This window comes from Ignavibacteria bacterium (assembly GCA_017302895.1).
Classification (GTDB): domain Bacteria; phylum Bacteroidota; class Ignavibacteria; order Ignavibacteriales; family Ignavibacteriaceae; genus UTCHB3.
Window position 1 is genome coordinate 170,096 of sequence record JAFLBV010000004.1, and the last position, 12,354, is coordinate 182,449.

Consider the following 12,354-nt stretch of genomic DNA (forward strand, 5'->3'; position numbering starts at 1 on the left):
AATTTTTCTGCTTGGTTTAATTATCAGACAGTTGAAGCTGATCTTCTACCGGAAGATTTTTCCGATATCTCTTCAGCAATTGATTTAGGCACATCAGAATAGTGCGAGAACTGCATAGTGTATATTGCGCGTCCCTGGGTCATCGACCTGAGAACAGTTGCATAGCCGAACATTTCCGAAAGAGGAACTTTAGCCTTGATCACCTGAGCATCTTTTCTGGCTGAGAATCCTTCGATTCTTCCCCTTCTCGAGTTCAGATCGCCCATGACATCTCCGAGATATTCTTCCGGAGAAACCACTTCAACCGCTACTATTGGCTCCAATATAACAGGTTTGGCTTTTTTAGCTGCAATCTGGAAGCCCATTGAACCGGCTACCTTGAATGATATTTCATCGGAATCGACATCGTGATATGAGCCGTCAAAAAGTCTTACTTTTATATCTACCATTGGATATCCGGCTACAACACCATTACGCATTGCTTCCTGAACACCGGCTGATACAGCAGGTATATACTCTTTAGGAACAACTCCACCGACGATACCGTTGATAAATTCGAAACCTTTTCCGGGTTCGTTGGGGCTGACTTCAAGCCATACATGACCGAATTTACCTCTACCACCGGACTGTTTAACAAATTTACCTTCAGCTTCAACACTTTCAGTAATTGTCTCTCTGTAAGCCACTTGTGGCTTGCCTACATTTGCGTCAACTTTGAATTCTCTTCTCAGACGGTCAACGATGATCTCCAAATGGAGCTCACCCATGCCCGCGATGATGGTCTGTCCTGTTTCTTCGTCAACATGGACTCTGAATGTCGGATCTTCATCAGCAAGTTTTGAAAGAGATTCAGAAAGTCTATCCTGATCAGCTTTAGTTTTGGGCTCAATGGCAATCTGAATTACAGGTTCAGGAAACACCATTCTTTCAAGAACCACAGGATCGTCTTCACTACAAAGGGTATCACCTGTTCTTGTAAACTTAAGCCCTACTGCTGCTCCAATGTCGCCGGCCCTTACCTGTGTAATTTCCTCACGGTGGTTGGCATGCATCTGCAACAAACGGCTGATTCTTTCTTTCTTCCCGGATACGGAGTTGTAAACATACGATCCGGCTTCAAGTTTACCTGTATAAACTCTGAAGAAGGTCAGCTTTCCTACATAAGGATCGTTCATGATCTTAAATGCAAGCGCTGTAAACTTCTCATCTTCGGTAACATTTCTTGTTACCTGGTCATTAATTCCGATGTGGTGGGCTTCAATCTTGGCTGCATCTATTGGAGAAGGCAGGAAGTCGATTACCGAATCAAGAAGCATCTGAATGCCTTTATTCTTGAAGGAGGCACCGCACAATACCGGTATAATAACATTTTCAATTGTAGCTTTTCTGAGAACCGTTCTTATTTCAGCGGCTGATATCTCTTCTCCATCCAGGTATTTAACCAGAAGGGTATCATCGACATCAGAGACAGCTTCAAGCATCTCGGTTCTGTATTTCTGTGCAAGCTCAGTAAGGTCTTTTGGAATCTCGATGATATCGAATTCTTTTCCAAGAGAATCATCATGATACATGATGGCTTTGAATTCAATAAGATCAATTACCCCTGCGAAGATATCTCCGGCACCGATAGGCAAAGCCAAAGGAATGGCATTTGCTCCGAGCCGTTCACGAATCATTTCGAGTGCGTTATAAAAGTCGGCGCCAATTCTGTCCATCTTGTTGATGAATGCAATTCTTGGAACACCATATTTATCGGCTTGTCTCCACACAGTCTCAGACTGTGGTTCAACTCCGCCTACCGCACAAAACAGAGCTATTGCTCCATCCAGTACTCTGAGCGATCTCTCAACTTCAACTGTGAAGTCGACATGCCCGGGAGTATCAATAATATTTATTTGGTGGTCATTCCATAAACATGTGGTTGCAGCACTTGTAATGGTAATGCCTCTTTCCTTTTCCTGTTCCATCCAGTCCATAGTCGCAGCACCATCATGTACTTCGCCGATCCGGTGCAAACGGCCTGTATAATACAGTATCCTTTCAGTCGTTGTCGTCTTACCGGCATCAATGTGTGCCATGATCCCGATATTACGAACTCTATCTATAGGTGTCTTTTTGCTCATTATCTATTCTGTTACTTTTTAATCACTACCACTTGAAGTGAGCAAAAGCCTTGTTGGCTTCGGCCATTCTGTGGGTATCATCTTTTTTCTTTATTGCGTTGCCCTGATTGTTCGAAGCATCAATAAACTCGTTTGCGAGCTTTGTTGCCATCGATTTGTCTTTTCTGTCAGTTGCATATTTTTTTATCCATCTGATAGCAAGAGCCATTCTTCTTTCAGGGCGGACTTCCATCGGAACCTGATAGGTAGCTCCACCGACTCTGCGGCTGCGCACTTCAATTACGGGCTGGCAATTTTGAATTGCCTTTTTGAAGATTTCAATTCCCGGTTTCGAAGTTTTTTCTTCAACTATTGTAAAAGCATCATATACCAGAGTTCTTGCGGTTTCTTTATGACCATCTTCCATAATTGCATTTATGAATTTAGCCAGCGAATGATCACCGAATCTTGGATCTGGTTTTATATATCTTTTTGGTGCTCTCTTTTTTCTCATAACTGATTACTTGCCTTTTTGTTGTTTGGGCCTCTTGGCTCCGTACTTGGATCTTCCCTGTTTTCTGTCAGATACACCATTGGAATCGAGCGTTCCTCTAATGATGTGATACCTGACACCGGGAAGGTCTTTAACCCTGCCGCCCCTGATCAAAACGATCGAGTGCTCTTGCAAATTGTGGCCTTCGCCGGGTATATAGGCTGTGACTTCTATGTGGTTAGTTAATCTAACTCTCGCAACTTTGCGTAATGCCGAGTTTGGTTTCTTCGGAGTTGTTGTGTAAACTCTGGTGCAAACCCCTCTTTTTTGAGGACAGGCAGAAAGGGCCGGTGCTTTATTTTTTGAAAGCACGATCTTACGACCTTTCCTCACCAACTGATTGATTGTAGGCAAAATGAACTCCTGATTTTGTCCAAAACTTAAAAAAATTCAGACTTCAAATATAGGATAAAATAAATTAATTGTCAAGGTTTTTCACTTGACTTTAAAAAATAAAACTATTTTATGGCTTCTGAATTGCTCAGAAGCAACACCCTCGATCCATTCCGAGGGGTATCAGTAAAGGAGGGAGTCCCCGATCCATTCCGGGGACCCTTAAAAATATGTCAGATTGAAGGTATTTTGGCTGCTTCGTTCTCCAAAGCTTCCATAGCCATTTCATCCTCATCTCTTACGATGAGTGAACGGTATTTTCTCAATCCTGTTCCGGCCGGAATAAGACGACCCATTACAACATTCTCTTTTAATCCTCTAAGGGTGTCTCTCTTCGCCTGAATCGCTGCGTTAGCCAGTACTTTTGTGGTTTCCTGGAATGAAGCGGCAGAGATAAAACTTTCAGTTTCGAGCGCAGCTCTGGTAATTCCGAGCAACATGTGATCGAAAGTAGCCTGTTCAGCGTCACGATACTGAATTTCCGGTTTGCTTCTCTTTTTGAGTTCCAAATTGATCTCAGACAACTTCTTTCTGGAGATGAGCTGTCCGGGTTTAAGAATAGAACCACCGGCGTCGGTTACAATAACAGACTCGATCATTTTTTCGTTCTCTTCCATAAACTCGGCTTTATCAACAACATCCTCCTCGAGGAATCTGGTGTCACCCGGCTGTACAACTTTGATCTTCTGGAGCATCTGACGCACAATTACCTCGATATGCTTGTCGTTGATCTTAACACCCTGCAAACGATATACTTCCTGTATTTCGTTCACGAGGTATTCCTGTACTGCGTTTGTACCTTTGATTCTCAAGATGTCATGCGGATCAACCGGTCCATCTATGATTTTCTCGCCGGCAGGTATTTCATCACCTTCCTGCACGAGTGTATGTTTACTAATCTGTACATTGTATTTCTTCTCGTCAGACTTGTCAACAGCCGTTACGATAATCTCACGGGTACCTTTTCTCTTCGCACCGAAAGATACAACACCTTCGATATCTGCGATGATAGCAGGATCCTGTGGATTTCTCGCTTCAAACAGCTCAGTTACTCGTGGAAGACCACCGGTGATATCCCGTGTCTTCGAAGCCTGCTTTGCTATCTTGGCAAGAATTGTACCTGCAGGTATTTCCTGACCCTCTTCAACAGAGAGGAAGGCTTTTGCAGGGATGTTGAACGATCTCTTTTCACCATCAGCGTTTTCAACAACGATTGACGGGGAGAGAGATTTGTCTTTTGGTTCGATTACAACCTTCTGAACATGGCCTGTCTGATCATCAGTAATCTGCTCGTAGGTAAATTTATCGATAAGATCGACAAACTTGACCACACCGGTGATATCTGACAGAATCAGAGCATTATAAGGATCATGGTAGTAGAGTGGTTGTTTTTTCCTTACCTTTTGATTTTCATCCACGAGCAGTTCTGCACCGTAGGGAACATCAAACTTCCTGAGAAGAATTTCATTATTGTCAACTATTTCAACGATTCCTCTTCGTCCGGTAACCACTTTTACTTTGCCGAAGATCGAATCTTTCTCAACAAATGTTACTCTGTTGTACCTTACAATACCTTCAACAGGTGTATCAACCTGCGATTGTGTCGCGATACGGGCAGAGGTACCACCAAGGTGGAAAGTTCTGAGTGTAAGCTGTGTACCCGGTTCACCGATTGACTGTGCAGCAATAACGCCCACAGCTTCACCGATTTCCACGAGTTTGCCGTTTGTAAGGTTTCTGCCATAGCAATTGGCGCATACACCATGTTTAGCTTCACATGTGAGTACAGTTCTGATATAAACGGAATCGAGTCCGGCATCTTCAATGACAGCAGCAATCTCTTCAGTAATCATTAAACCGTTTTCACAAATCAGTTCATCGGTTCTTGGATCGTAAATATCGCCCTGGGCAACTCTACCGACAATTCTCTCGGTAAGCGGTTCGCGTTCTTCTCCTGCTTCTTTAAGAGCGGAGATTTCGATACCAAGAATGGTACCGCAGTCGATCTGGGTGATAATAACATCCTGGGCAACATCCACGAGTCTTCTTGTAAGGTATCCGGCATCTGCGGTTTTAAGAGCAGTATCAGCAAGACCTTTACGGGCACCGTGAGTGGAGATGAAGTACTCGAGTACCGAAAGACCTTCTTTGAAGTTGGCGATGATCGGGTTCTCGATAATTTCACCTGCCTGACCGGTAAGTGATTTCTGAGGTTTCATCATAAGACCACGCATACCTGCGAGCTGGCGAACCTGTTCCGAAGAACCTCTCGCACCCGAGTCAACCATCATGTGAATGGGGTTGAATCCCTGGTTCGATTCTCTGAGTTTCTCCATAAGAACCTTACCAACATCATTGGTTGCGTGTGTCCAGATATCGATGATCTTGTTGTATCTCTCGGTATCTGTGATAAAGCCGTTTTCATGCTCGTTAAGTACCTGCTCAACTTTTCTGTTGGCTTCGCCGATAATAGATTCTTTCTCTGCGGGAACCACAAGATCACTAAAAGAGATGGAAAGTCCACCCTTCATCGCAAATGTGAAACCGAGATCTTTCAAATCATCGAGGAATCTGGCAGTTACTTTATTTCCAAGTCTCATGAACATAAGGTTTACGAATGCACCGAATGATTTCTTCACGAGCAACTGGTTATAGAATCCCATTTCTTTGGGAACAATTTTGTTGAAGATAACCCTTCCAACAGTGGTTTCGATCATTTTGCCGTCAATTCTTACCTTGATCTTGGCATGGAGACCGACTACTTTGTTGTTGTAGGCTATTTCCACCTCTTCATCATTACTGAATACCATTCCTTCGCCGAGGTCACCATCTCTTTTCTTTGTCAGATAGTAAACACCCAATACGATGTCCTGTGTAGGAACAACAATCGGGCTACCGTTCTGTGGAGAAAGAATGTTGTGGCTCGAAAGCATAAGAAGTTGTGCTTCAAGTTTAGCTTCATCTGAAAGAGGCACATGCACAGCCATCTGATCACCGTCAAAATCCGCGTTAAAAGCGGTACAAACCATCGGATGGAGCCTGATGGCTTTCTCATCGATGAGTTTTGGCTGGAATGCCTGGATACCAAGACGGTGAAGCGTGGGAGCACGGTTCAGCATCACTGGGTGTCCGTCGATAATCTTTTCAAGAATCTCCCAAATAATAGGATCTTTTCTTTCGACTACCTTCTTGGCACTCTTAACGGTTTTGTTGTGCCCTCTCTCGATCAGCTTCCTGATGATAAGAGGTTTGAAAAGTTCGTATGCCATGTCTTTTGGGAGACCGCACTGATGAAGTTTCAGTTCAGGACCCACAACGATAACCGATCTGCCGGAGTAGTCAACTCTTTTTCCGAGGAGGTTCTGGCGGAAACGACCCTGTTTACCTTTGAGCATGTCGCTCAACGATTTTAACGGTCTGTTGTTATCGCTTCTTACTGCAGAACCGCGTCTCGAGTTGTCGAAGAGGGCATCAACGGCTTCCTGAAGCATTCTTTTCTCATTTCTGAGAATTACTTCGGGAGCCTTAATGTCAATCAGTCTCTTAAGACGGTTGTTACGAATGATTACTCTTCTGTAGAGATCGTTAAGATCACTGGTGGCAAACCTTCCGCCTTCGAGGGGAACCAATGGTCGCAACTCGGGTGGAATCACAGGAATGTAGTTGAGAACCATCCATTCAGGTTTGTTCTCAAGTTTGTCTTCCTTGGTACGGAAAGCCTCAATTACTCTTAGTCTCTTAAGTAATTCTTCTTTTTTCTGCTGTGAGCCTTCACGGCTGAGCTGATCTTTGAGTTCATAGAATTTCTCCTCTACATTGAGGTTCTTCAGAAGCTCGCGGATTGCTTCTCCGCCTATTTTGGCATAAAATTTATTAGGATCATTATCAGCCAGCTTATCATTACCAACAGGCAGTGATTTCTGGATTTCTGAATACTGATCTTCGGTAATGAGATCGTTTACCCTGAGACCTGTAGGTCCCGGATTCATAACGACATACGACTCATAATAAACTATTTTTTCAAGTTCCTTTGAGCTGAAGCCCAAAAGATTTCCAATTTTCGATGGCAGCGATTTGAAGAACCAGATATGTACTACGGGAACGGCAAGGCCGATATGGCCCATTCTTTCTCTTCGTACACTCTTCTGAGTAACCTCAACACCGCATCTGTCGCAGATGATACCTTTGTATCTGATCCTTTTATACTTGCCACAGTAACACTCCCAGTCACGCGTAGGCCCGAATATTTTCTCACAGAAAAGCCCGTCCTTTTCAGGTCTGAACGATCTATAATTTATGGTTTCAGGTTTTGTAACCTCGCCATGGGATCTATCAAGTATATCATCGGGGCTCGCCAATGTAATAGTAATAGAATTAACATCTTTTATTACATTTTCCGGCAATCTTAATGACATATAAAAAACTCCTTCCGAGTATCTGTTTGCAAATTATTTAACTACTCAATGTCCACATCAAGGCCTAAACCTTGAAGTTCTTTAATGAGTACATTAAATGCTTCGGGCACATTCGGTTCTTGAATATTTTCACCTTTAACAATCGACTCATACACTTTGGTTCTGCCGGCGACATCATCACTTTTTACTGTGAGAATTTCCTGAAGAATATGTGAAGCACCGTAAGCTTCAAGAGCCCACACTTCCATTTCTCCAAATCTCTGACCACCAAACTGGGCTTTACCCCCGAGTGGCTGCTGTGTAATAAGCGAGTATGGTCCGATAGACCTTGCGTGAAGTTTATCATCAACAAGGTGACTCAATTTAAGCATGTAGATATATCCACATGTAACTTTTTGATCGAAAGGCTCACCTGTTCTGCCATCATGCAATTCGGTTTTACAACCGACCGGCAGACCGGCTTTTTCGAGGTAACCATCCACATCTTTAACTTCGGCACCGTCAAATACCGGTGTGGCAAACTTGACACCAAGTTTCTTGCCAACCCACCCTAGTGCAGTTTCATACAACTGACCAAGGTTCATACGGGAAGGTACGCCGAGAGGATTCAGGATCATTTCAACCTGAGTGCCATCCGGGAGGAAGGGCATGTCTTCCTGAGGTACAATTTTGGCAACAACACCTTTGTTTCCGTGTCTGCCTGCCATCTTGTCACCCACGGAAATCTTTCTCTTCTTGGCAACATATACTTTTGCCAGTTGAATGATTCCCGGTGGAAGTTCATCACCTATCTGTATTTTTTGCTTTTCGCGTTTGTAATCTTCATCAACATCGGCAAGTTTTCTCAGATAATTTTTCATAAGAGCCCTTACGAACTCATTTGATCTCTCATCTTCGAACCAGCCAAGTTTGTCATCAAGTCTTTCGATTGTATCAACGGTCTCCAAAACAGAGCGGTCGATAACAGTACCCGACTTGATAACCGTGATTCCGTGTTCATCTTTTACACCGAGAGTTTTCTTTCCTTCGCAGATTTTGGCAAGTCTGTCAATCATCTTGTCGCGAAGCGCGATTTTCTCTCTCGAATATTTAATTTCCAGTTCCTCGGAAAGTTTTTTCTCGAGTTTTTTGGATTCGGCGTCTTTCCTTCTGCGGCTGAAGAGTCTGGTCTTGATAACCGTTCCTCTGAGTCCGGGAGTTGCGCGAAGTGAAGCGTCTTTTACTTCACCGGCTTTTTCACCGAAGATAGCTCTTAGGAGTTTCTCCTCAGGTGTTGGATCAGATTCCCCTTTCGGAGTCAGTTTACCAATGAGGATATCACTTTCCTTGACTTCGGCACCAATTCTGATGATACCGTTTTCGTCGAGGTTTTTTACAGTTTCTTCACTAACATTAGGAATTTCACGGGTAAGCTCCTCGTCACCTCTCTTGGTCTCACGAACCTGAAGTTCGAATTCCTCGATGTGTATCGACGAGAATACATCGTTCATCACAAGTTTTTCAGAAAGGATGATAGCATCCTCAAAGTTGTAACCTCTCCAGGGCATGAATGCCACAAGAATGTTTCTGCCAAGAGCAAGTTCACCCTGATCTGTAGCAAATCCATCTGCAAGCACATCACCTTTTTTCACTTTTTGACCGATTTTTACTATTGGTCTTTGGGTGATACTGGTTTCCTGGTTGGTACCTGAAAATTTAATAAGCTTGTATGTAACTGTCTTTACTTCGTTGAACTCGGTAAGAGCTTCGAACGAAAGCGGATCGATGTTATAGTCGACAACTATTTTATCAGCATCAACATAAACCACTTCCCCATCTTCCTGAGCCACAATTACCGATCTTGTATCCCGGGCTACCCTTCCTTCAAGACCTGTACCCACGAGTGGAGCTTCAGGTTTTATCAGAGGAACAGCCTGGCGTTGCATGTTCGAACCCATGAGAGCACGGTTGGCATCGTCATGCTCGAGGAATGGAATCAAGGCGGCAGCAGCACTTACTATCTGTGCAGGCGCAACATCCATAAACTCGACTTCCTGTGGATGCACAATCGGGAAATCACCTTTTCTACGGCATTTTACTCTTTCTCTAACGAACTTTCCGTTCTCATCGATTGGAGCATTTGCCTGAGCGATGGTATACATGTCTTCCTGCTCTGCAGTAAGATATACCACCTCTGATGAAACTATGCCGTCTTTTACAACACGGTATGGAGTTTCCAAAAATCCGAATTTGTTCACTCTCGAAAAGATCGTGAGTGAGGAAATAAGACCGATGTTTGGACCTTCAGGGGTTTCAATCGGGCACAGACGACCATAATGCGTATAGTGCACATCTCGAACTTCAAATCCTGCTCTCTCTCTGGTAAGACCGCCTGGTCCCAAAGCAGACATTCTTCTCTTGTGAGTTAACTCGGAGAGTGGGTTTGTCTGATCCATAAACTGTGAGAGCTGGTTTGTTCCGAAGAACGAAGTAATTACACTGCTGATGGTTCTGGCATTAACAAGATCCTGAGGAGCAAATCCTTCTGCATCTCTGATCGACATTCTGTCTTTAATTGTTCTTGCCATTCTTGCAAGACCTGTGTTGAACTGCATTTGAAGCTGCTCGCCCACGGTTCTTACTCTTCTGTTACCAAGATGATCTATATCATCCGATGCAGCGTTTTCATCTTTCATCTTGATGATATATTTCATAATTTCAATGAAATCCTGAATGTGCAATACTGTCAAATCGTCAGGGATGATACCCTTCAGATTCAACTTGTCATTCATACGGTGTCTTCCCACTTCGCCAAGATCATATCTCTTGTCATTGAAAAAGGTCTTTTCAAGCAGTCCGGCAGCAGTTTCGACATCAGGTGCTTCACCTGTTCTCAACTGTCTGTAGATTGAAAGAAGAGCTTCATCCTTACTGTGGGTGGTATCTTTTTCCAGAGTATTTAAAATAAGATTCTGATCGAGATTCAGGTCGGTTCTGATCAAATTGATCGATTCGACTCCCGAATTTCTGATCATCTCAACAGCTTCCTCGTCGATGATATCGTTACGATTGAGGAAGATTTCACCTGTATTGGTATCAAACACTTCAGTTGCCACTTTCCTCGAAAGAAGCGATTCAGGATCGGTTTCGTTCAGGTCAATGGTTTCATACAATTCAAATATGCTTAAGATTTCGTCATCGATTTCATAACCGAGAGCTCTTAGAAGTGTAGTTGAGGGGAATTTTTTTCTTCTGTCGATATAGACATTGAGTACATAATTAATGTCAGTTGTAAACTCAACCCATGATCCCTTCAGAGGAATGATCCTTGCTGAATATAACGGGGTTCCGTTAGGATGAACTGTCTGTGAAAAAGCAACGCCCGGTGAACGGTGAAGCTGTGATACCACAACTCTCTCTGCACCATTGATAATAAAAGTTGCCTGATCCGACATAAATGGAAGTGTACCGAGGTAAACCGTCTGCTGTACTGAATTTACCCACTCGCCTGTGTCAGGGTCTTTGGATGATAAAGTCAGCTTTGCTTTGATGCTTGCCGAGTAGGTTAAACCTTTTTCTCTGCACTCCTGGATGGAATATCTTGGTTTCTCTATATAATATTCGTTGTAATCGAGGCGGTATTTTGCCTTATGATTGTCGGGATTGTCCAGGATGGGAAAATTACTTGTAAAAACTTGTTGTAAGCCCTTGTTCTCTCGTTCGGAGGGGGCAACATCCATCTGTAAAAAATCAAAAAAGGACTCCTTTTGAACGCTAAGGAGATCCGGAATTTCCAGTACGGAATTTATATTACCGAAGGTAATTCTGTCATTGTTCAATTGAATAACCTCAAAGTTGTTTTGTCAAATCGTCTGCTAGCAATCATGATCTGAACATAAATAATAAAAAGCGATAAGACGATGATTATCGTCTTATCACTCAAAAATCAGGTTAAGGAATAAAAGTAAATTGATAAATTACTTTAATTCTACCTTTGCACCGGCTTCTTCAAGCTCTTTTTTGACTTTTTCAGCTTCGTCTTTTGAAACCTGTTCTTTAACCGGCTTTGGAGCTGCTTCCACGAGGTCTTTAGCTTCTTTCAAACCTAAACCAGTGTGAGCTCTAACAACTTTGATAACACCAATCTTGTTAGCGCCTGCTTCTGCAAGAATAACATCGAATTCTGTTTTCTCTTCAACCACAGCAGCGGCTTCGGCTGGAGCAGCAGCACCCATAACTACAGGGGCGGCAGCGGTAACACCGAATTCATCTTCGAGTGCTTTCTTCAATTCAGCGGCTTCAACAAGGGTTAAAGCTTTGATTAGTTCTACTAACTGAGATACTTTCTCTGACATCTTTAGTTCTCCATTTTTAAATTTTTTCTAAAAAATTATGCAGCTTTCTTTTTGGCAATTTCATCGATAACGCTAACGAGGTCTCTCATGACCGCATTGAGTGTGCCAACGATACCTGAAGCAGGCGCATTGATGCTGCCAAGAATACCTGCTATAATTTCTGCCTTTGTCGGCAGTTTTGCCAACACATCCAACTGTTCGCCGGAATAGTATTGTGTCTCGATGTAACAGGCTTTTAACCCGAATTTCTGAGTATCATCATTGAATTTTTTGATGATTTTGGCAGGTGCTACAGGATTATCGAATGCGAATACAAATCCTGTCATTCCGACCATGTTCTCAGCAAGTTTGGGATATTTTCCTGACTCTACAAGAGCGCGTTTGAACAAGGTGTTTTTAATAACCTTATATACAACGCCCTCTTTCCTGAACTCATTTCTGAGTTTGGAGATCTGAGCCACATCAACTCCGGTGTAGTCAGTAAGATATATAGCGGTAGAATCGTTTAGAAGCTCTACGATTTCCGCAATGACTTCACCTTTTTGTTCTCTGTTCAT

Annotated in this window: 7 protein-coding genes; all 7 read right to left on the reverse strand. The window is 43.1% G+C overall.

Annotation, left to right across the window (positions count from 1 at the left end):
- Positions 1-23: 23 nt before the first annotated feature.
- A complete protein-coding gene (gene fusA, locus J0L60_15065) occupies positions 24-2,123 on the reverse strand; it encodes an elongation factor G (GenBank protein ID MBN8547452.1) in 2,100 nt (699 codons plus the stop codon).
- 25 nt (positions 2,124-2,148) lie between these two features.
- Positions 2,149-2,616 (reverse strand): 30S ribosomal protein S7, encoded by a 468-nt coding sequence (gene rpsG, locus J0L60_15070; GenBank protein ID MBN8547453.1) that lies wholly within the window; start codon positions 2,614-2,616, stop codon positions 2,149-2,151.
- Between the two features lie 6 nt (positions 2,617-2,622).
- On the reverse strand, positions 2,623-3,009 hold the full coding sequence (locus tag J0L60_15075; GenBank protein ID MBN8547454.1) for a 30S ribosomal protein S12: 387 nt from the start codon (positions 3,007-3,009) through the stop codon (positions 2,623-2,625).
- A 212-nt stretch (positions 3,010-3,221) separates the two neighbouring features.
- Complete coding sequence (gene rpoC / locus J0L60_15080; GenBank protein ID MBN8547455.1) at positions 3,222-7,463, reverse strand: DNA-directed RNA polymerase subunit beta'; 4,242 nt, start codon at positions 7,461-7,463, stop codon at positions 3,222-3,224.
- Positions 7,464-7,504: 41 nt separating this feature from the next.
- Positions 7,505-11,281: a DNA-directed RNA polymerase subunit beta gene (gene rpoB, locus J0L60_15085; protein MBN8547456.1), complete on the reverse strand. Its 3,777-nt coding sequence runs from the start codon at positions 11,279-11,281 to the stop codon at positions 7,505-7,507.
- Between the two features lie 138 nt (positions 11,282-11,419).
- A complete protein-coding gene (gene rplL, locus J0L60_15090; GenBank protein ID MBN8547457.1) occupies positions 11,420-11,797 on the reverse strand; it encodes a 50S ribosomal protein L7/L12 in 378 nt (125 codons plus the stop codon).
- A gap of 35 nt (positions 11,798-11,832) precedes the next feature.
- Positions 11,833-12,354, reverse strand: coding sequence for a 50S ribosomal protein L10 (locus J0L60_15095; GenBank protein MBN8547458.1), 522 nt, complete (start codon positions 12,352-12,354; stop codon positions 11,833-11,835).